This is a genomic window from Blautia sp. St.27G3 (genome assembly GCF_059728505.1).
Map to the genome: position 1 here is coordinate 302,844 of NZ_BAAGFO010000003.1, position 19,754 is coordinate 322,597.

Annotated in this window: 28 protein-coding genes and 1 tRNA gene; all 29 read right to left on the bottom strand. The window is 36.0% G+C overall.

Translation table 11 applies throughout. The features are described 5' to 3' along the window. Positions 1 to 11: 11 nt before the first annotated feature. A complete protein-coding gene (locus tag AC6I2O_RS15395) occupies positions 12 to 422 on the bottom strand; it encodes a hypothetical protein (RefSeq protein WP_497743147.1) in 411 nt (136 codons plus the stop codon). Between the two features lie 18 nt (positions 423 to 440). Beyond that, entirely contained in the window at positions 441 to 899 is a 459-nt protein-coding gene (locus AC6I2O_RS15400) for a peptidyl-tRNA hydrolase (protein WP_497743148.1), read from the bottom strand. Between the two features lies 1 nt (position 900). Continuing rightward, positions 901 to 1,248: a cyclic-phosphate processing receiver domain-containing protein gene (locus tag AC6I2O_RS15405; RefSeq protein ID WP_497743149.1), complete on the bottom strand. Its 348-nt coding sequence runs from the start codon at positions 1,246 to 1,248 to the stop codon at positions 901 to 903. Next, positions 1,245 to 2,000 (bottom strand): NAD(+) synthase, encoded by a 756-nt coding sequence (gene nadE, locus AC6I2O_RS15410; RefSeq protein ID WP_497743150.1) that lies wholly within the window; start codon positions 1,998 to 2,000, stop codon positions 1,245 to 1,247. Before nadE ends, AC6I2O_RS15405 begins: the two co-directional genes overlap by 4 nt. After that, entirely contained in the window at positions 1,997 to 2,320 is a 324-nt protein-coding gene (locus tag AC6I2O_RS15415; protein ID WP_497743151.1) for a hypothetical protein, read from the bottom strand. The genes nadE and AC6I2O_RS15415 overlap by 4 nt, the downstream gene beginning before the upstream one ends. Before the next feature lie 31 nt (positions 2,321 to 2,351). Further along, a complete protein-coding gene (locus tag AC6I2O_RS15420; protein ID WP_497743152.1) occupies positions 2,352 to 3,875 on the bottom strand; it encodes a nicotinate phosphoribosyltransferase in 1,524 nt (507 codons plus the stop codon). After that, positions 3,872 to 4,663 carry a ribose-phosphate diphosphokinase gene (prs, locus tag AC6I2O_RS15425; protein WP_497743153.1) on the bottom strand — a complete coding sequence of 264 codons (792 nt, stop codon included), beginning with the start codon at positions 4,661 to 4,663 and terminating at the stop codon, positions 3,872 to 3,874. Before prs ends, AC6I2O_RS15420 begins: the two co-directional genes overlap by 4 nt. A gap of 13 nt (positions 4,664 to 4,676) precedes the next feature. Next, a complete protein-coding gene (locus AC6I2O_RS15430; protein ID WP_497743154.1) occupies positions 4,677 to 5,192 on the bottom strand; it encodes a cysteine hydrolase family protein in 516 nt (171 codons plus the stop codon). Between the two features lie 30 nt (positions 5,193 to 5,222). Next, a tRNA-Gln gene (locus AC6I2O_RS15435) sits at positions 5,223 to 5,296 on the bottom strand. Between the two features lie 695 nt (positions 5,297 to 5,991). Further along, positions 5,992 to 6,831, bottom strand: coding sequence for a DHHA1 domain-containing protein (locus AC6I2O_RS15440; protein ID WP_497743155.1), 840 nt, complete (start codon positions 6,829 to 6,831; stop codon positions 5,992 to 5,994). Between the two features lie 21 nt (positions 6,832 to 6,852). Beyond that, complete coding sequence (locus AC6I2O_RS15445; RefSeq protein WP_497743156.1) at positions 6,853 to 7,881, bottom strand: DNA polymerase beta superfamily protein; 1,029 nt, start codon at positions 7,879 to 7,881, stop codon at positions 6,853 to 6,855. Positions 7,882 to 7,900: 19 nt separating this feature from the next. After that, positions 7,901 to 8,176, bottom strand: coding sequence for a hypothetical protein (locus AC6I2O_RS15450; RefSeq protein ID WP_497743157.1), 276 nt, complete (start codon positions 8,174 to 8,176; stop codon positions 7,901 to 7,903). Positions 8,177 to 8,310: 134 nt separating this feature from the next. After that, a complete protein-coding gene (locus tag AC6I2O_RS15455) occupies positions 8,311 to 8,592 on the bottom strand; it encodes a hypothetical protein (RefSeq protein WP_497743158.1) in 282 nt (93 codons plus the stop codon). A gap of 37 nt (positions 8,593 to 8,629) precedes the next feature. Further along, positions 8,630 to 8,845, bottom strand: coding sequence for a hypothetical protein (locus tag AC6I2O_RS15460; RefSeq protein ID WP_497743159.1), 216 nt, complete (start codon positions 8,843 to 8,845; stop codon positions 8,630 to 8,632). 46 nt (positions 8,846 to 8,891) lie between these two features. Further along, on the bottom strand, positions 8,892 to 9,377 hold the full coding sequence (locus tag AC6I2O_RS15465; protein WP_497743160.1) for a hypothetical protein: 486 nt from the start codon (positions 9,375 to 9,377) through the stop codon (positions 8,892 to 8,894). Positions 9,378 to 9,463: 86 nt separating this feature from the next. Further along, entirely contained in the window at positions 9,464 to 11,062 is a 1,599-nt protein-coding gene (gene dcm, locus AC6I2O_RS15470; protein WP_497743161.1) for a DNA (cytosine-5-)-methyltransferase, read from the bottom strand. A 110-nt stretch (positions 11,063 to 11,172) separates the two neighbouring features. After that, a complete protein-coding gene (locus AC6I2O_RS15475; protein WP_497743162.1) occupies positions 11,173 to 11,478 on the bottom strand; it encodes a hypothetical protein in 306 nt (101 codons plus the stop codon). 33 nt (positions 11,479 to 11,511) lie between these two features. Next, entirely contained in the window at positions 11,512 to 11,820 is a 309-nt protein-coding gene (locus tag AC6I2O_RS15480) for a hypothetical protein (protein ID WP_497743163.1), read from the bottom strand. A gap of 37 nt (positions 11,821 to 11,857) precedes the next feature. Continuing rightward, complete coding sequence (locus AC6I2O_RS15485) at positions 11,858 to 12,226, bottom strand: hypothetical protein (protein WP_497743164.1); 369 nt, start codon at positions 12,224 to 12,226, stop codon at positions 11,858 to 11,860. Next, a complete protein-coding gene (locus tag AC6I2O_RS15490; RefSeq protein ID WP_497743165.1) occupies positions 12,227 to 12,589 on the bottom strand; it encodes a hypothetical protein in 363 nt (120 codons plus the stop codon). Positions 12,590 to 12,605: 16 nt separating this feature from the next. Beyond that, positions 12,606 to 13,046: a hypothetical protein gene (locus AC6I2O_RS15495; protein ID WP_497743166.1), complete on the bottom strand. Its 441-nt coding sequence runs from the start codon at positions 13,044 to 13,046 to the stop codon at positions 12,606 to 12,608. Between the two features lie 317 nt (positions 13,047 to 13,363). Next, positions 13,364 to 13,753, bottom strand: a complete 390-nt coding sequence (locus AC6I2O_RS15500; protein WP_497743167.1) for a hypothetical protein — start codon at positions 13,751 to 13,753, stop codon at positions 13,364 to 13,366. 21 nt (positions 13,754 to 13,774) lie between these two features. Beyond that, entirely contained in the window at positions 13,775 to 15,838 is a 2,064-nt protein-coding gene (locus AC6I2O_RS15505; RefSeq protein ID WP_497743168.1) for a DUF8224 domain-containing phage-derived protein, read from the bottom strand. A gap of 49 nt (positions 15,839 to 15,887) precedes the next feature. After that, on the bottom strand, positions 15,888 to 16,655 hold the full coding sequence (locus AC6I2O_RS15510) for a hypothetical protein (protein WP_497743169.1): 768 nt from the start codon (positions 16,653 to 16,655) through the stop codon (positions 15,888 to 15,890). 39 nt (positions 16,656 to 16,694) lie between these two features. Beyond that, complete coding sequence (locus AC6I2O_RS15515) at positions 16,695 to 17,570, bottom strand: tRNA(His) guanylyltransferase Thg1 family protein (RefSeq protein WP_497743170.1); 876 nt, start codon at positions 17,568 to 17,570, stop codon at positions 16,695 to 16,697. 157 nt (positions 17,571 to 17,727) lie between these two features. After that, positions 17,728 to 17,874 (bottom strand): hypothetical protein, encoded by a 147-nt coding sequence (locus AC6I2O_RS15520; protein ID WP_497743171.1) that lies wholly within the window; start codon positions 17,872 to 17,874, stop codon positions 17,728 to 17,730. Continuing rightward, the gene (locus AC6I2O_RS15525) at positions 17,871 to 18,176 is read right to left on the bottom strand and encodes a hypothetical protein (protein ID WP_497743172.1); all 306 of its coding nucleotides are present in this window, start codon (positions 18,174 to 18,176) and stop codon (positions 17,871 to 17,873) included. Before AC6I2O_RS15525 ends, AC6I2O_RS15520 begins: the two co-directional genes overlap by 4 nt. 374 nt (positions 18,177 to 18,550) lie before the next feature. Next, positions 18,551 to 18,814 carry a hypothetical protein gene (locus AC6I2O_RS15530; protein WP_497743173.1) on the bottom strand — a complete coding sequence of 88 codons (264 nt, stop codon included), beginning with the start codon at positions 18,812 to 18,814 and terminating at the stop codon, positions 18,551 to 18,553. After that, the gene (locus AC6I2O_RS15535; RefSeq protein ID WP_497743174.1) at positions 18,801 to 19,754 is read right to left on the bottom strand and encodes an AAA family ATPase; all 954 of its coding nucleotides are present in this window, start codon (positions 19,752 to 19,754) and stop codon (positions 18,801 to 18,803) included. Before AC6I2O_RS15535 ends, AC6I2O_RS15530 begins: the two co-directional genes overlap by 14 nt.

The following is a 19,754-nucleotide window of genomic DNA, read 5'->3' on the forward strand; positions in this document are numbered from 1 at the left end:
CGCCCCATTTACTACGCGGAAGCAACTACCATTTTTGCTTTTCTATGTCTGCACTTTCCTGTATTCATCATTAGTGCTTTCTTTTCTTCTTCAATCTTATTGATTTCATTCTGCAACTTTGCACATACAGATTTCCAACAAGCATAGTGTGTACGATTTGCCTTGTCACTTTTATAATTTGACAACCAGATGCCATGGACTGGATCATAATTTATATCCTCTCCGCGCTCCATTGCATCATTCAATTTTCTTTCTGCATTCCCTTTCTGGTAAACATATGTAAGACCAGCCTCTCTTCTCCGTGCGAATTTTTCGAGCCGCTTTTTATGACGCGCCTGCTTCTTTGCTTTATTAATTTCATGTCTGCCTGACATTCTATACTGCTCACATTTCTTTTTGTTCTTTCCTGCTTTACTTGCCATAATATTTTGTCTCCTTTACTATTTATATAATTGATATTTCTTACCGATTTGATCTATAAAATCAGAATCCATCGGTTTAAAACCTATACAGGTGAGTGTAGTTTTGTTCTCTTCTTCTGGATAAAGCTCAGTGTTGCAAGCATCATATATTAAAAAGAAATCCTCGCCTTCTTGCAATCCTAAATCCTCTGCCATTGTTTTAGCTTTGAGTAACCGATCTTTAGTTTTCGCTTCTAAGTTTACCTTTGTAAAACCCCCGTTAATCCATTGTTCAAAAAGATCTTTATCATAAAAATCTTCATAGGCATATCCCCACACTTCATGTGCTTTTGTTTTCTTGTTCCATATACATGAAGTACATGCATGATCACGTATTTTTTGTGCCAAGAATGCCATGCTACCATGGCTCACTTGTGCAGCAAGCTTTCCCGGACTCATGTTTAAATCTTTCCTCGCGATAATAATTTGTTTATACATTTTATCTTACCTCACTCCAATTATTATGTTTTATAATCCGACGCATATTCTGTATGCCAACTGGATTCATGGAATGTATATGTATTGGATAACTTCGCCCTGTCTTCTCAAACCATTTAAGTAATTCAATATAGTCCCCGCCATCTGCTGCATAATCTCCCGCATCATGGTCGATGTCTATATAACGAATATTAATTCTTTCTATATAAGGTCCCCAATTATGTATCGCCATGTTAAGCTGATCAAGTTCTATAATTTTTGTCTTTGCCGCATTCACGCTCTTACACCATACATAATTATCAAAATTTGGCGGTTCTCTCACATCATCTACCCAAAAAACTACGTTCATGCGCTTACTTCCCCTCTATATAAAAAAGTAGGCATAGGCAATAATTTAAAGAGATTTTGGTGATGCAAATGATCAATTTTATTTTTAATTTCCTCATTATGAATTTCTCCAGTTCTAATATACCGATCCAAGACCTCGTAAGAGAAACCAAAACGATCTTCATCCGTCTCGCCGCATAGCCCATCAGAAGGAGCTTTTTCAATAAACTCTTTTGGCAGTCCTAATGCATAACCAATCTGTTTCACTTCTGCAACAGTAAGCTTAGCCAATGGAGCAAAGTCTCCAACGCTATCACCGTACCGTGTACAATATCCAACCCAATCTTCTGATAGGTTAGAAGTATTTGCTACACGTCCGTTCATACTTTGGCTGACAGCGTACAACGTAGCCATTCTGATTCTCGGTGGAAGATTAATGCTAGATTGGATGGAAAACGGAAGCTCTTCCTTGTCCTGAATTTCGCTTACTAATGCATTGACTGCATCACCTATGTTGATTTCACAGGAGTCAATCCCTAAGTACCGCACTACCTCATAAGCAGTTTCGATATCCCTATCAGCTACATTCGGCATCATAGCTCCAAATACACGGTCTTCTCCAAGCGCTTCTACACAAAGCGCAGCAACAATTGTACTGTCTTTACCGCCTGAAATACCTACAACTGCAGTACATCCCGGTCCGTTCTTATCAAAAAATTCTCTGATCCATTGCACAATTTCGTTTTTTACTTTCTTTGCATCAAATTCATTCATTTTTGCACCTCTTCAATCTCTTTAATTAATTTGTTCAACATCTTGTACATAAAAGGCAAACCTCTCCTATCATCAAGATACACATTTGCATATACCTTACAACCTTTTACCTTAATAGAACTATCACAGTTGATTCCTACATACTTAATACCTTTTTCATTCAGATAACGCTCTATCTCTGGATACTTCTCCTCGCCATTACCAGTAAAGATAATAACCTCCGAATATTTCTCCCAACGTTTCAAAAAAAAATTAATTACACTTGTATATTCCCATCCATTATTATGAAAATCATACAAGGTATCATCAAAAATCCACACAGAAGATCAATTTGCCATACTTCATAAACTCCTACTTAAGTCTTTCGTAGCAGTTCTTCTCCGACAGATAGTAGTCTGTCTTATCGAAATTGCCATTATGTAGCCTATCTCTGATATTAGCAAGCGTATCTTCTTTCAATAACTCACCATTACGAAATACCGGCTGCAATAAATTTTCTTTGTTCATTGTCTCATCCCATGTCAGCTCATCATGATATACAAGATCTCCCTTGCTATCTCTGCTCACTAAACAGCAGCCCCTCTGAGATTTCTTAAATCCTCCATCTTTCGGATTCTTAAAAATATTTGTCGGCTTACCGCTAATCTCGCAATACGTTGCTTTAATGCAAGAAGAAAACGTATCTCTTGTAAATGGTTTTAGCTCTCCATCTTCCTCAATACACTGAAATGAAAAGGATCCAACACCAAGCGCTACATTAGAGCAAGCAAATCCGTTATCTTTCAAAATCTGGTATATCTCTTCACAACGCTGCACTGTAATGGAATCTCCGTAAATGGCTTTAACATGTGGATCAAGGACTTTATATCCCTTGCTGTTCATTGTTCCTCCAAACATATCCCATAAAGCAAATACTGTTTCCGTTACTACCTCTACGCAATCCCCGCTGTCTCCTCGCATCAGCATACACCCATTGTGTGCCATTATTTCATCTTTCAGCTGTGGAAGGATATTGTGAATCACATTCCAGTAATCATAAGAATCTAATACTACCGAGAAGCTTGTATTTGGATAAATTTCCGTTAATAACCTTCTCAGCAATGTAATCTCATCTCCGTCTACGGCATAGTTGCTACACATTACAGAATGCTCCGTACTAGGGCTTCCAAGTGCCACAGGTTCCCTCGTACAATCACAGTTGTAGTTCTGCTCTAGGTAGGGAATAGTCGGCACTGTAGCCGTGTTTAAGAAGCTCAGACACCATCCTGCACCGGCCTTTATAGCTGATTCTGTACACTCTTCTCCTCTGAAATCAAATGCTCCAAGAGCCTTAGTACGGGATACATCATCGTCGCATGTCATATCATAATACTCGTTTACTATTTGACGGTATGCATACCCTACAGTTGCAGCAATCATCGGATGCCAGCTTTCTGCTGAGATCAGACTCTCTAAACTCTGTGGAAGCCATGCAAAGTCTGGATGCGTATTAGTAATACCAAACATCGGAACATGCATAGGAACTCTTGTCCCTTCTGGTAAAGCTACAATTTCAATCGGCAGATATCCCAGCTGATGCAGTTTTTCAATTTTGTCAATCTTATATACACCTTCTCCAAGAGTGTTATCGAGAATTCTCTTGTACTCTGCAATCACCTCATCAAAAGGCCGATTAAAAAATTCCTTATTAAAATAGTCAATGAGATAAGTCTTAATAAACCCCTGTAAACCGAACATGACCACGTGATCCCATTGTTTCACTCTGCTCATCCTTGGTGTAAAGTATGATACAGACTTGGTAATTCCTTCAGGTAGCATTTCTGCATGTACCGCCTTATAAAAATCTATTAACAGCATTGGATTAATGTTATTCATACCGGCCATACCTCCACTTTTCTATGATTCAATGAATAAATAGAATCCGTTGTGTAAATTCTTTCTATCAATCCATTATCATGCAATAAGTTTCCATCTTCGATCGTATTTTCGCAATGTGTTATGTACAAATAAATTTTATTTGCTCCACAGCTCTGTAGCTGTTTGGCTGAGTAATAGAAAGTTCCTCCTCTTGAACAAATATCATCGACTATTAGTACATTTTTCCCTTTTAGATCAATCCCATTGTCAACCACATTCAAGCTTAAAATTTTCCCGCTTTTCCAGTCACGATTTTTTACGCCGTAACAATATGGCTTATCAATCATTCCACTATATCTCTTAACTGCTCCACTATCTGGGAAAAAAATTACTAAATCTTCATCATTGATCCGCTCAATAGTACGATGAATTAGATCATCGGGCTGTATACACTCTACATTGTCCAATAAAGCCACAGGCACATCACTGTGCGGATCAAGTACGCATACTTTTTTGTAACCGAGCGAATTAATAAACTTGCAAAATGACTTCAAAGTAAATACTTCATTTCCGTTTTTCACTCTGTCCATTCTTGCATTAGGAATATATGGCATATACAATATATCCTTTGCGTCTCCAAGCCAATCAGACACATAAAGCAATGTAACCATTTCTTCGTCTGTTTCGTAATTCCATGTTACTATATTCTTTCCGGCCTCCTTTATAACACTTGGCTCAATCCGTATCATCTGCGTGTCATCTGGATAATAATTAACGTTAATTTCCGTTTCATTTACTCTAATCATAAACGCTCCTCCTTTATTCTCCGATAACTTCCATTTGGCAAGACTTCATTACTTCTAATGCAGCCTCATGCTTCTCTGGAGTCACTCCAGCACAACAACTTGCATCTACTATAATTGTATTTTTAGGGAACATCGCTTTAAGAATTAAAGCATTAGAAATGACACAAATATCTGTGCAAAGTCCAATAAGTTCTATTTCATCTGAGAAGTGCTTATCACACCATCTATCATATCCAAAAGTTTCTTTATTAATATATCCAACCGGATATCCTTCCGGAACTAGACCTTGTACAATTAGCCATCCTTCTGTTCCAAGAATACAATGTTCAACCGGTAAATGTTTCCCTTCGTTCGTCTCCAAATAATTCTCAAAATGAGTGTCTCTAGTAAAGATGATCTGATCTCCCCTTGAAACATATTCCTGAATTTTCTTTTGTACATTTGGAATGATCGCCTGTGCTTCTTTAGTACCTAAAGATCCAGTCACGAAATCGTTCTGTACATCAACCACAATTAAAGTTCTACTCATATACGTTCTCTCCTTTTCATTTTATAAAAACTACTCTGGGTGGAATTGAACCACCGACCCCCTGTTCCAAAATCAGGCGCTCTAACCGGCTGAGCTACAGAGCAGCGTTTAGGCAGAATCTTTCAACGCATTCACTTATACGACGATTTTTAACTCAATTCACGTCACCTAAACTTTAAACTAATTAATACATTCAATCAAGTTCGCTACGCTTGACCAGTTCTCTTATGAACTTCTTTTAGTTCTTCTTCCTAAAAGTTTATCCCCCATAACTGGATCCCCAGTTGCTTTCACAATCGCTTGACCATACTCACGTTTTTTATTAATTTATTCCGGGACCATTGGTACGTTAACCGACCTATCTACCATCACAGGTTTTGATAGTAATTTTACGTAATTCATAAACCTACTGAAACTTGAAATTACTGCATACACTCTGGCAGAAAGTGTATTAGTTTTTTAACCAAGCTCTTGCTGCCACTAATACTAAGCTTGATTATCGGTAACGGATACCTATGGATTCGAACCATCTTATACTTCCCTTAAGTCAGGCATCCTGTAGATTAGTTATTCCTCGGTCGTTTTTTCTTCCAAGAATTGTCCTGCTTGATTGTTTTTATATACTATGCACGCAATCAAATATGCGAATCTTAAATCTAACTTCATACTTCTTTGATAATAGTTCACCTTATCGAACATAAGCGTGATATTCTCTTCATTAGTTGGTATAGAATCTTCTTCCATCCACCCTGCGACCTGCTTCCGAGGAGTTATTTTCTTTTTTTGCTCATATACCCCCCTAAAACAGAAATTTATCATTTACAAATCCGGCAGCTCCCTTATGTCCTCCACCGCCATATTTCAAAGCAATTTCGCTTACATCAATCTTCTCAGAACGCAAGCTATACTTCCATTTTTGGCCGTCATATACACAACTTATAAGCAGGTCGTACTTATCTACGTCTACCCCTATAAAGCTATCGCTACCAGCGAAACCAAGGTTAATTACATAAGCCTTATAACCTTCAAAATCTTTCTCAAACCCATAAACTTTGCAATAATTTTTTGACCAGCTTTGCTTATACTGCCCCATTACTGCACCGTCAGCACACATTGCTTTTACTATAGGAAATCGTAGCAAGCCCATCATTCTTTCATCTGTAGGTGTATAATTCTGTGCATTAAATGCCATATGGAAATGTCTTGTATCATCACCATATTTAAATTCCCATATATCATAGTCACCTATGTACCTGGTAAATGTAGGCACTCCACGTTCCACTTCATCTCCTGGTTCACTATACCCATTAAAATACATCCATGTCAGAATACAACCGGCCACGCCATCATACCGCAAACCTTTAATCTCCCTTGGGAAATCTTTATACTTTTCAATCGCTGTCTTGTGATGGTCAATCCAGATTACATTGCTTGTAATCTCCAACAACTTCTCCATTTCTTGCAGCGAAATTGAGTAGTCTACAATGTATACTTCTTCGTCTTTCCCAATCAGATCAAACGGGAATTCCTTGCCATAATTAATCTCAATATAATCATTTGCATTGGTATCCTTAGTATAATATCTAACCCAGAATCCGGCTGTAATACCATCTGCATCTCCATGATAAAAACACTTCATATATTTTATCCTTCCTTTCTGCTACAAAATCCCCTGAATAATTCTTTCATTTACCGACATTTGAAACTCTTGAATTGCCTTATAGTCTGGAGACTGAGGCAAGCTCGTATTTTGTTTTGCATACTCCATCTTCTTTTCAAAATCATCTACCATTTCGTAGAACTCTGAAATTGGCTGATAATTTGAATCAAGATATTTTTCATTCCTGATATCCATTAGGAGATCATGCTCATTTTCTCTATAAGTAATAATCTCTTCCTTTTCGAGGATGTCCAAGCACATCATATACAACCGGATCAAATGCATCATATGCTTGCCGAGTTTCTCATGCTCTACTGCGTGTTTATTTCTTTTGCCTATTTTGTTGTAATCTTTGACAATATTATTCATTTCACCTAACATCCCCTTATAATCTCTAAGTGGATAATGGGTAAAGTTAGCGTCTATAAATATTTCTGTATCCATATCATCTCTATCAGACTTACCTATATACAACCGAATCATGTCATCAGAAAAATTAAAATACCTGTCTTTGAAACTATAAATAGCATTGTTAATACTATTTAAAATGTGATTTTCCCTTCTGCCCTGTTCCACCACCCTTATCGCTTTGTTGTCTAAACGCCTAAGCTGCTGATTTGCATACCCGCTAAAAGAATTCACTGCTTTCTTAGATAAAAACAATTTACGATTCTGCAACACCTCCTCACCAACAGGTGACAGATACAGATAATCCTGCTTCCTGCATCCGAGAATCTCGATCGTATTTGGATTACAATTTGTCAGCAAAGAAATCAGCTTATTAAAGGAATACACCACAGTGTCAGTTTCATTATCAATGAACTGTTCAAAATTCACGTTCGTCAATAACTCAACCTTGCTGTTCAATGCACACCCTCTAATATCAACATCGCTTCCTTCTATATTGGTTCCATAGGCGTGACTCCCTCCGAGAGTCAAGAGAATAATATTGCTGCCCAAATTCTTATCTTCTCTCAGGAAGTCATACTCACTTGCTTTCAATTTTTCTTTAATCTGTTCAATATTCATTCTATAACCCTCATAATCTCTAATGTTGTCCTACATATCCTACAAAATACGGAACATCACCTCTTGTCAGATTAAATATTTCTTCTCCAACAAATTCACCCCCATCGTCCCAGTACTTGTATTTCTGCTTTAAACCATCAGATAATAAATGTTCAATCCATCCTTGCTCAAATAATGTATTCTTTGCTTCTGACTTTTCTTTCTCTAATTCCTTTTCGGACATTCCAAATAACTTCCAGACCTTATCTCTTTCTTCGCTAATAATCTCCGTCACATGAAAATCAACTAAATTCATATTAACCCTTTCTTATCTACATTCTTCAAATACAATAACTTTAAACACAGGTTTAAAATGTGGATCTTTTGTAATCACTCCCAGCCATTGAAGTTTTACCAATTCTGATTTCACTTTACCAGAAATTCTTCTTACTAATCCAAACTGGTACAAATATCACAAGTATGAGGAGATGGAAATTCAACATTATTTTTACAGGTTGTGCAATTTTTAATCTTACCTTTATATAAAACTTCTGTTAATCGCTCCTGATATCTTTCATTATTTCTCTTTAGTTTACGATTTTGATTACCAAGAACTCTAATGTTATCGCTCATTTCTTTTAATTTTTCTTCCAACTCAGTGATTCTATTATCCTTCTTTTCAATCAATCTAATAATATCTTTTACAGACATATTGATATATTTCTGATTCATATTTCACCTCCCAATAAATCGCAGATTTCAAGACCGCTTACTTCCGCATATAATGTATATTTTCTATTCCAATTTCAGTTTTGGCATTTACCTGCTCTCTACACGGAACCGTATGTACAGAAAATCCATTATCTCGAAATAATTGAATAGCAGAAACAATATCATATGCAATACAAGTTCCCTCAAATTTTAATCCACTATTCTTACCAGTAGACACTATGCCTTTTACTTTATACCAATGTTTTATCATCATAATCCCTCCAATAATTTATTCTTTAATGCTACTTGAAACGTGGGTTTTAAGACTTCTTTTCTTTGCCAATCTCCATAATTAAAACCGTCCCAGAATGTGTTGGACTTGTATTAGAATTTGCAGTTAAAGTCGGTGCATAATCTTTACATTCAGTTCCGTTATATGGAACAAAATATTCTGGAATATAACCATATTTCTCATAAAACTCTGTATATTTCTTTTCTAACCAAGACTTATTTTCTACAATTAACGAGTCTTTCTGTACAGTTGTAATTGCATTAGACAACTCATCATCTCTTACTTCTATTTTCTGTTCTGTTTTTCCATCTGAATTGTACCTACCACGCATAGTGGCACCTCTTACCTCAACAACTTTTGGTAAATTCCCATGAAATTCAGAAACAAGTGTTGGCGAATGCCCATATGTTATCTGTGGTTTTTTATTTACCTTTCCTCTATCGTTGATACAAATATCTAAATATTCTTTATCTTTAATACAAGCAACTTTTAATCCGCTTCTTTGACTTCGCAATGTTGGAACATAATCTTTGTAAAATCTAACACCATCAAAACCTTGTGTATCATCAATACATATTACTTCTTCGCCACAAGCAGGATTTACTCCGCTTGTGGCTTGATAAAATTTCCTTGATACCTCTCATCGGTACAAATATATGTATTGTCATATTGTGCTTTATATAAATGCTCCGCCAACAATGCGCAGCAATTTGTAATTATTCCATTTCCAGCTTGTTTATATAGATGAGTATCAGCTACACCTAGTTCAGCGGCCTTGTCACAATCTTTAAATGTCAGACCCATGAGTGTCCAGCACTCTCTTGGAGTCAGTTTACGAATTCTTATAAACTTAGATATGTCTTCAAAAATTAATTGTCTTCTTTTCTTGTTTATGTATTGTCCTAGTGTTGTTCCTTTCCAATAATTTGCATCTAAGCAATATGAGATATCTGGAGTTTCCAAAATAGCAGTACCTTCCGCTTTTCTATTACTTACACCTCGGTCTTCTCTTGCTGTAATACAATTTGCATTTTCAAGCACCTGTAGTTCATTCACAGACTTATCTATACCACATATAATTTTAGGCGTATTATTATGTCCTGCTGTGTGTGTTTTAGACACTCCTTCTGGAGAAACTACAATTCCATCTTGTGATGAACTAAGCTGTCCAACTTTTAAAATATCATTCTTCGTTGTATACCACCCAGTTTTTGCTCCTCCAGCTTCAGATTTTAAAGTCCTAGCAACATTATCTGAATATATTCTGTTTGCATCTCCATTGTAATTATTGAAATATCCTAACTGGTGAAGTTCATTGTCAGTCTCACAAAACTGTGATAAATCAATAGTTTTTAGAAATTCTTGAACTTTCTCATCTGGTAGATAATACTTTTTATCAACCTTATCCTCTAAAACATCTTTCAAACGAATGCCTGCGTCAAACGGTTCAGGAAATGTATAATTACCTTTGTCAATATCCTTTCGGATTGAAATCACAAATACTCTTTCTCTTGATTGAGGAACTCCGCAGTCTTTCCCATTAATCACTGACCAATAAGAATTGAAACCCAGTTCATCCAGCACTTCTAATAAATCATTGAAATCGTCAATAAACTTCTTGCTAACGAGATTTTTAACATTCTCAAACATTATGTATTTTGGAAGTTTATTATTTTCTTTTGCTTTACTTAGAAGTCTAATGTTATCCCATAGTAGACTACTTCTTGTACCGCTATCTGGTTTTAATCCTTTCATCTTGCCGGCAACAGAAATCGACTGGCAAGGAAAACTAACCGTCCAAAAATCTGCATATGGTAAATCTTCAATTTTTGTAATGTCTCCAAGATTATTCGTCAGCTTACAAGCTAACCAATATTTTTCTAAATCTTTATTCTTTCTTTTTACTAATTTAAACCAATCAAATTCCTTTTCGCCTTTTTTCTTTTCTGGTTCATATCCTAAATTAATATCCGTAAGGTATTGTGCCATCTCCTCTCTTGAAGGATAATCTGTATATGTATCAACCATTTCATTTGTCATTCCGCAATGAATAGCTGCATACGACAAAACTGACTCTTTATTTATATCTGATGTATGTAATACTTCTATATCAAATAATCCCGAGTCTCTGAATCCTCGTTCCTGGCATCCAATACCAGAAAACAAAATATTTGCTGTTAATTTTACTTTTTCTCTCAATTACATATTGGAGTAAAGACAGTCTTTAATGCTGGCCAGCAAACCTCTTACTCCTTTCGTTTTTATATTTACTATTTCTCTTTCTTTGAAAGATTTATTTCAATTGATATCTAAATGCCCAAATTGCTTTTTATGAAATCAATGTCTCCTTCTTTACCTTCACTTTGTAAATATTTCTTAAATTCTTGCGAAAATAATTGATTATTATAATTATTATTTTGTAAATTATGTATTCCATCCAAAGAATTTTTGTATATTGGTTGTTTACTTACATATTCTCTTTTACTGGCTACTTCTTCTCTCGTAACGATACCTTTTTCAACAAGAAGTTGTAATAATACCTGAATATTAATTCGATTTGATAACATGCCTTCTTGTGACATTAACATGCCTTCTTCTATCTTATCCTGATTCATATATCTCCTCCTATTAAACATCTTATAATCTTGTTACCATTCTATTGCTTCTCCAACAAACCTTTTAATTAACTCATTCACATTAACTGGATATTCCTTTACGACATAATTTGTGTCAATCACTATCTTTGTAATGATATTATTACCATCAAAATAAATCCATCCAACTGTTCCACCAGGAACTCTAATAGGAAAATGTTTTTTATTTTTACACCATTCTTCTACTAATACATAATGACAAAACGCTTTATAATAATGATGTTTAGAAATTTCAGATATGTCATCCAACTCTTTAGTCAGATCACATCTATATAAATTATTAATACTCTGTTGTAATTTCAATTTCCACCTCTATTAAATTTTATATTATTTTATGGATTTATGAGATAGATTTTAAGATTTCTAAAGATTCTTCTAAACCGTACATTTTACATCTCAGCATTGTTTTTAGATCATAATCAGATGTGTGCATGAGTTGGTCTTGTATGTCAAATATTTTTTCTTCTATTTGGTCTATTTTCATCAACTTATTCAAATGAAAATCACACAAGTATATACTTATCCTTCCAAATCTTAATTTATTTTTTGGAGGATATTTACTATGATACTTAGCATTACTTAAGTATTCTATTGGGTTTGCTATACAGCACGGACAATTATCTTTCAGCATCCAGTTCGATTCATTACCAGTTTGGCACCCTTTAGGAAATCTTGTAAAATTTTCTTTTATCCATGTCATTACTCCCATTTAATCACCTCGTTTACTATCAACTGTTTTATAGTTGATTCCTACTAGTTCGCCGTTATGGTATTTACGTTCTACTTCAATCAGTATCCGATCTCCAATTTCGTGTACGTCATATATTTCTTCTTCAGAAAAAAATGTTTTTACACCGTCTGACAGAGTGACCTCCGTGTTATAAACTGTTCTGCATATAATAGGTTTTGCACAAGATAAAAGTCTATCCTCTTCCTTATCTGTTACGATCCCTATAACTGTCTCAGTCTTATATATACATTCACTTTCATATTTCACATCGGAATAAATAACCATTGCAAAAAATGCTATAACAATAACAACTTTCAATATATTATTTATTACTTCATTCATTTATCTCTCCGAATTGCTATACTCTTCCAACTCCTGCTTTTGCCTCGTCCTCCGTCATATAGACATCTTCTCGTTTAATCATTACAATGTCCGAATGCATATATCCTATTGCGTCTTCATACATCTCATCTAACTGATCCTCAAAAGATTCACACATAATATATTTTGGACACACCAGCGCGTAATCTTTACACACACCAACGAATAAGTATCCTGAATAATCTGTATAATCCTCGTCCTCATTTCGTACTACGCACCATACTTTTTCCCCGGGATTACATGGTAGCCCGTCCATCTTGACTTGTTTCTCTTGCAGCTTGGCGGATAATGCTTCTATGGTGTCAGCAGCTTCATTTAATGCACTAAATACTTCATACAAGGCTTCCGGTGTTTGATCTGCCGCTAAACTTCTCAAATAATGCACCTGTTCGTTAATGTTCATTCTGTCAATCCTCACTTTCTCTTATCCTCTTAGCTGACTTTGCAAGATTTTTCTGAATCTTTCTACAAATCATATCTGCCTGACTATCCGTTAAATATCCATGTATCCGCAATAGATTATAAACGTATCCGATTTTGTCAAACAATTCTGCTTCATCACCAAGGGTAAACCCTTGCTCATTTGCCTGTTGCTAATAGCTGTCGCATAATGCTCCGTGATAAAATCCTATTTCCATTTTTCGGTTCTCTCCTTACCGCATAAGTTGCCTTTTGATTACGTTGGCCATGCGACAGTTTTATCTATCACATGACCATATGCTGACTACTGGTTAATCAACCATCCAGTTCATCAAGCATCTTCTGTAACTCATCAATGGAACTGTTCTGCAATGCCTCATCCTGCTTTGCTGCAATGATAGACATAATCTTCTGCTTCTGTGCTTTCTTTGCTGATGCCTTTTCTCTTGCTTCTTTTTCTGCCAATTTTACAGATACAATATGTTTTACAATAGCAATCTGCACATTCAGGAGTTCATCTTCCTGGGTCCTAATATTTAAAAGACTTTCCTCTTCGGACTGTTTTGACTGCTTATTTAGTTCCTTATAAATGGAATCTAAATTAGCAAGCGATAAATCCCATAAATCCTCGACTGAAATCACCCCTCTGAATGAAAAACGCACCTTATTCCTTGTTGCGTACTCAAAAATGTTTTCTACTGCCATAATCTCTTTCTCCTTTTCTGATTAAAATTTTACCTTCATGATTCTTTCCGTTGCACCTTTTACCTTAACAATCAGTTCTGCTCTCTTAGTCATACTGAAACCAATTCCGGAAAGCTGATCGTCTGTATCTTCCACATGACACTTTGCTCCAAGAGCTTCAAATACTCTCTTGTGTTCTGCTAGTTCCTTCTTCAAAAATTCATTGTAATATCCATTCGGCTCTTCCGTATTTACACAATCCTTTAAAAAGAAGAACAAATGTCTATGCCCAATACCATCCTGCCCATCAAAATAATTGGGACTATAACTAATAACAGAAACAGGAACAAACTGGTTTGTGTTCACCCCCCAAATATTTCTACTTGAAATTGTAGAACTACCTGAAAGTTTTTCTTTGATAGTGAAATTACCATTTCTATCCATAGTTACTTCTGCAACCTGTACACTTCCTCTAACAGGATGATTGTATTCAAATGAATAGATTTCTCCGTCAAACTCCACTTCTGCCCTAAATCCTTTAGATCCTCTTGCCGCAAATGGATGCACAAAGAATTTGTATACTCCTGGCTTCATTCGTGACTTATCTAACCATGTGATGTTTTCAACTGATGCTTTTCCTGGCATCTGACTGTTAGGATGAGTAATATCAATATCAAGCTGTCCACCCATAGAAGACATCTTCGGTTTTCTATCTGAGCCAAAAAAGATTTTATGGCCATTCGGCTCAATACAGTGCGCATCAAGATCGCTATTATCTTTACCACTCTCATTCCACTGGATAGAAAATCTAAGCACGCCATCTACATTGCCACCAGCAGCTTTTACATTCTGTTTCATGTCAGAATCGGTAATATTCCCTGTGTATGCCCAACTCAATCCATTATTCCATTTAAACATTGTCCTTGCATCCTTATTGTAAGGAGCAATCATAGATACAAAATTCTTATCATGCTTATTTTCTACGAATACTTCAACTTCTTTCGCAGTCGGAATAACCTTTTCAATAAAATCTGTAGCACAAATCTCCTCAACCTTAGAGAACTTTCTCGGATTTACAGCAACCTCCTTTTCCATTTCTCCAAAAATATCATCTGCACCGGCAATTCTCTTAGCAGCATCTCTATTAGAGAACAAAATATTGTTTACTGTAATGTCATCTAAATTTGCGAATCTTCTCTGCAAAGAATCTAAATATCCAAGTTCTGTGATAGTCTTCTTTGCGTCTTCAAGCATCTTCTTTGTGTAAATTGCCTTTGGACGTTTGTAATTTGCAGGTGCTACAATCTGTTCATATTTCTTAACTGCCGTGTCTAAATCCATCTCTTCACTTACATTGACAAGCAATGTTCCAATACTGTGATTTCTGATCCGTCCAATAACAATACCTGCCTTTACCGACTGTTCCCATGCATAATTATCTCTTGCGACATCGGAAGTGAGTTTATCATATTTCCTCTTATATTTCTTAAACTCACCAAGTACACCCTTCCACTCTTCCCCCTTGTAAAGAGTATTGGAATTGATAAGTTCCAAAATTGTATCAATAGCATCCATTGTAATCTCATCAAGAGAACGCTTGAATACATTCCTTGTGTCCCTAAAGCTACCTTTAATATCGCCTTCTGACCGGCTACTTCTGTCTACAAACCTATCAGGTAATTCTATATAAAAATGCGACCATTCCTTCACTTTGCCATTTTCTAATTCTTCATAATTCTGCAAAGTACCGATTTTCTTGAACTTACTCACATAAATATCTGATACAACATGTAACTTGATAAAATTAGACAAAGCATCCAACACTGGCTGGTATGTACTATCATCTGTTCTAAAATCCCAAATCGTTGTAATCTGGTTATTTCTAATCACAACAGCATTTCCGATTGTTTTAATGAACTGGCGACAGCAGCTACAATCATGTTCCCTACGCTCTCTGTAAATCTCATTGGTTCCTGCTGGAAAACTATCAAGGTACAGATTCCACAACTCATCCTTATCCACTGCTACTTCAAATAAATGGTCTACATCTTCTACCATTTCATTAAAGTGTTCCATCAATTTGCCTCTCATTTCTGTAAATTCCATAATTTAATCTCCTTCCCTTGCGCTGTATATTGTTATTAGTTTCAAATATCTAAGATTGAACGATAAAAAACGGGCGCACACCCCCGTCGCAATCACAGCTGCCGCAGCCCACACCACCACAGGAGCTGACGTACTGAACACAACGGGTATCTCCTCTTTTGGGTGTCTGATTAGGTGTAGCAAGCCAATACCAGTTATCAATCAATGGAATGTTTTCTCCGAATTTCATTAACAACTGAATATTAGGAATTGCGAGAATGTCTCCTTCTACCATATCATAATCCTTAAATCCATCCATTGATGTCAAATCCAGCGAAATAGGAAGTAATTTATCTCCAAATTCTTTCTTTAAAGATTCGGCTAACTCACTATTGACAAGCTCATTACGTACATAAGACTCTGCATAATTATTTGTTCTGCCAAACTCAGACTTTTTAAGAATACCATTCATAAAATAATATGTATAATCTCCATCCTGTACACTTGTCCAATAATACCCACAAATGAATTTGAACCGTTTTCTCCACTCATTCATGTATTCTTCAACTGCATTTCTAAATTCTTGTTCGTATCTATCTGGATCTTTTTCATACCAATCAGGTACGATATCCTGATCAACTTTATATTTCCAGTCTTTTACATCTGTTGTTTTATCATTATTTTTAGGAATTAACTCAGCTCTTACAAATGTCTTTGATGCATTCATATGAGTATCTGCAATTCTAAGACTCTCTAACAAGTCTGAATGACTTTCATTTCCTTCTGGTGCTAAAACAACCTTGTTCCTTAAAATAATCCCCGATTTAAAATTACACATTTTTATACCTTTTTTATGTTTCGTGTTTGTGATACCTTCTTACACAATCCAAACCAGTTCATCAATATAACTTCTGTCATTATCTTTGAATATCGGAATTTCTGTATCAATCTCCCACGCTCGTCTAGTAAAACCGTTCATTGGTTCCCCTGTTCCGCATATATCTTGCAACTCTTCGCCATATTGGTCTGCAATAAAAGTTTCTGTTTTAATGCAGCAATCCCCACGCTTAAGACTTGTTGGTAGATAATCCCAATTTATTGATTTTTGTTCCAGTAACATCCGTTTTATATCATCACAAGTTTTGTTCAGTAACTCCTTATGGCTGAAATGGGCTTGTCCAGTTGACTGGATAGAATTCCTGATCGCATCTAATTGCCGCCAGTAAATGCAATTTGTCACCTCTTCTTTTGGTATATTAAAAGCCCGACAATCAAACAATGCACCATTGTATATCGCTTTCTCGTAAGCTGCCTTTATCTTGGGAAGATCTTCAAGTTCATCATCAAAATCAGCTTCATATTCTTGACACTCTTTAATGGCTTGTTCTGCACGCTCCTTGAAAGCCCGATTGAATGCTAATGTGGCCATACTAGCAGCAATGCTACACATTTTGTCTACCTTATAGTCGAGCCATGCGGCAGAATTTAGCTTTTTATAGTCAATCAGCACTAACGTGATCTCATCTGACTGATGATATCCTAAAACACACCCTTGAACATTCTCACATAAATACTTCATTGTATCTTGCATACTTTCTACCAATACTGTGTCAAATGGTCTATGAAAACCTTTTGTAAAAGTATGAAATGCTTTTCCGTCTAATCTTAAAATTACAGGTGTTCTTTTCATCAAAACATTATTAGGAACTGATTCATAAAGTTTCATTCTTTTGGCAAGTTCACTTGTATCCATTGCCTTTTTATCTCCTTCTCTTTGCTTTGGTTGTCTCTTAATTCTTAATTATTGAAATGCTTAATCCAACTTACCATTATGATCGTAAAACATACTAATGCTACTATGTCTATCAATTCACCCAATTCAGCCATTGTTATATAAATCTCCCTTCCTACTAATCCCAATCACTATACCAACCATATGCGCACCCATCACACGCGCATATCAGCTCGCCATTTTCATTTATATAATAATCATTACCGTAGCCACCACATTCATAGCAATAATCATCATCTTCATATTCATCAAAATCATTACTCATAGATTTTTCAACTCCTCATAGCATTTTTGGTATTTTATAAAATCCTCTGCCTTGCCACCATTATCAGGATGAGCGCATTTCATAGCATACCTAATTGCTTCTAACGTGTTACTTGGAACGATTCTACTTGTTGACTTAATATTCTTTAAGTACAGCTGGCAAAGCCGATCATACGCTTGTTGATCACGAATTGCTTCTTGTTGGGCTTTATGTAATCTATTTTTACAATCACTTACAACACTCAAACAACCAATATTAATAATTACACATAACATAATTGCAACTAACAATAAATTAGACAATAACTTTATCTCCTTCCTTATCCTCCTCATAGATTTTGCTTCTTTTCCTTAAAACACGCCGTTGTTCATCTGTACTTGACAGCACCCCCGAATCATATATCATCAAATTGTAAGATATGATGTTAATTTCCTCAATCCTTATGGTGATCATATCCTCCTTAACCATTACATGGACACGTAAAATTTTCAAAAACGTTGAAATTAAATGGAATATGGAGATACTTGAAATGATAAAAATGATTAACTATATGACAATGATTTTACAGATGAACGGCGGCGCACTTGGGGTATGTTCGTAAATGAAGAAAGAGGAAAATAACATAAGCGCCATTTATGCTGGGAGGGCAATCCTCCCATACTCCATGCAACTAACTCTACAAGCTATTAACAAACTTCTTAAAATTCTCTAATGTCTCGTCTGCTAAACTCGGTTCAAATAATGAATATTCCTTTCCAGACAACACAAACCATAACCGTTTACATTTCTCGATAAACCTTCTTCCTAATCCTCTTTGCTCAGCATAGTATTTAAATTCCACAACATGAATCCATACTTCGTCATCATCTTTTGTAATGATAAGTCCGTTACCACACCCACACCAGCAGGGTATAAAGAATTCGTACTTATTCGGTTGCATTATGCGCCTCCTCGTCTGCTTCATGGAGCAGCATAATCTTATTAAACATTTCTTCTCCAAGAAGCTCTCTATCTTTTCTTTTTGCCTTTTCAGACTGACTCCAGGCCATATACGGGCACATGTGATAATACACAAGATTAGCTACATCTAAGCCCTTATCCTCCCCGACAAGCTGAATTCCCTTATTCTTGTACGTATCATAGACAATACTACCCATACATAAGAGCGTATCATATGCACCCACGCAATGATGCTGATAATAATGTGCCTCACCTGCTGCATCAACCACCTTAGTCTTAAGTTTCCCAATGTCGTGCAAAAGCGCAGCCATTCTTACAATAGGATCACTCGTCCGTTCTGACACATAAGCTTCCGTTGCAAACAAATGAGAAGCCAGATCCAATGCATGATGTTTATTTTCCTGATCAAAACCTTTACACCGATTCAATAGTGCAGCCAAGTTGTATTCTGAGTAGTTTGCTTTATATCTTACTTCAATGGCATCCCATCCCTCACTTTTATGCGGCGGCTGGAAGCCAGACAACAGCTTATACATGTCCTTATCCGGTACAACGCGCTCTCTTTTCTTGTTCTGCTCCATGCAAATTTCATAGCTTGTCATAAAAAGTTCGCACTGTTTATAGCAATCAATCCCCTGTTCCTTCAAATCCTTCAGAAAGACAATCCTACGTTTTTTATTTAAGTTGGTAGCATCAAGTACGACGTTTCTTCCGCGCTTCAGGTATTTTTTTACTCTGTGTGAAGCTACAGAAAATACCTTTGCATTTTCTTCTCCGTTACACTCCTTATCATCTGCACCGAACAGTTCTTTTCTAATGTCATCCGAAGAAATTACAACTACATTTTCCAGTTCTGAAGCCCATATAGATTTTCCTGAGCCTGGAATACCTACTGTCATTATAAAAATTGGTTTACTCAT

Coding starts and splice junctions, on each gene's coding strand:
- AC6I2O_RS15395 (WP_497743147.1), bottom strand. CDS start 422: ATGGCAAGTAAAGCAGGAAAGAACAAAAAGAAATGTGAGCAGTATAGA.
- AC6I2O_RS15400 (WP_497743148.1), bottom strand. CDS start 899: ATGTATAAACAAATTATTATCGCGAGGAAAGATTTAAACATGAGTCCG.
- AC6I2O_RS15405 (WP_497743149.1), bottom strand. CDS start 1,248: ATGAACGTAGTTTTTTGGGTAGATGATGTGAGAGAACCGCCAAATTTT.
- nadE (WP_497743150.1), bottom strand. CDS start 2,000: ATGAATGAATTTGATGCAAAGAAAGTAAAAAACGAAATTGTGCAATGG.
- AC6I2O_RS15420 (WP_497743152.1), bottom strand. CDS start 3,875: ATGAATAACATTAATCCAATGCTGTTAATAGATTTTTATAAGGCGGTA.
- prs (WP_497743153.1), bottom strand. CDS start 4,663: ATGATTAGAGTAAATGAAACGGAAATTAACGTTAATTATTATCCAGAT.
- AC6I2O_RS15430 (WP_497743154.1), bottom strand. CDS start 5,192: ATGAGTAGAACTTTAATTGTGGTTGATGTACAGAACGATTTCGTGACT.
- AC6I2O_RS15440 (WP_497743155.1), bottom strand. CDS start 6,831: ATGAAGTGTTTTTATCATGGAGATGCAGATGGTATTACAGCCGGATTC.
- AC6I2O_RS15445 (WP_497743156.1), bottom strand. CDS start 7,881: ATGAATATTGAACAGATTAAAGAAAAATTGAAAGCAAGTGAGTATGAC.
- AC6I2O_RS15450 (WP_497743157.1), bottom strand. CDS start 8,176: ATGAATTTAGTTGATTTTCATGTGACGGAGATTATTAGCGAAGAAAGA.
- AC6I2O_RS15455 (WP_497743158.1), bottom strand. CDS start 8,592: ATGAATCAGAAATATATCAATATGTCTGTAAAAGATATTATTAGATTG.
- AC6I2O_RS15460 (WP_497743159.1), bottom strand. CDS start 8,845: ATGATGATAAAACATTGGTATAAAGTAAAAGGCATAGTGTCTACTGGT.
- AC6I2O_RS15475 (WP_497743162.1), bottom strand. CDS start 11,478: ATGAATCAGGATAAGATAGAAGAAGGCATGTTAATGTCACAAGAAGGC.
- AC6I2O_RS15485 (WP_497743164.1), bottom strand. CDS start 12,226: ATGGGAGTAATGACATGGATAAAAGAAAATTTTACAAGATTTCCTAAA.
- AC6I2O_RS15490 (WP_497743165.1), bottom strand. CDS start 12,589: ATGAATGAAGTAATAAATAATATATTGAAAGTTGTTATTGTTATAGCA.
- AC6I2O_RS15500 (WP_497743167.1), bottom strand. CDS start 13,753: ATGGCAGTAGAAAACATTTTTGAGTACGCAACAAGGAATAAGGTGCGT.
- AC6I2O_RS15505 (WP_497743168.1), bottom strand. CDS start 15,838: ATGGAATTTACAGAAATGAGAGGCAAATTGATGGAACACTTTAATGAA.
- AC6I2O_RS15510 (WP_497743169.1), bottom strand. CDS start 16,655: ATGTGTAATTTTAAATCGGGGATTATTTTAAGGAACAAGGTTGTTTTA.
- AC6I2O_RS15515 (WP_497743170.1), bottom strand. CDS start 17,570: ATGGATACAAGTGAACTTGCCAAAAGAATGAAACTTTATGAATCAGTT.
- AC6I2O_RS15520 (WP_497743171.1), bottom strand. CDS start 17,874: ATGAGTAATGATTTTGATGAATATGAAGATGATGATTATTGCTATGAA.
- AC6I2O_RS15530 (WP_497743173.1), bottom strand. CDS start 18,814: ATGCAACCGAATAAGTACGAATTCTTTATACCCTGCTGGTGTGGGTGT.
- AC6I2O_RS15535 (WP_497743174.1), bottom strand. CDS start 19,754: ATGAGTAAACCAATTTTTATAATGACAGTAGGTATTCCAGGCTCAGGA.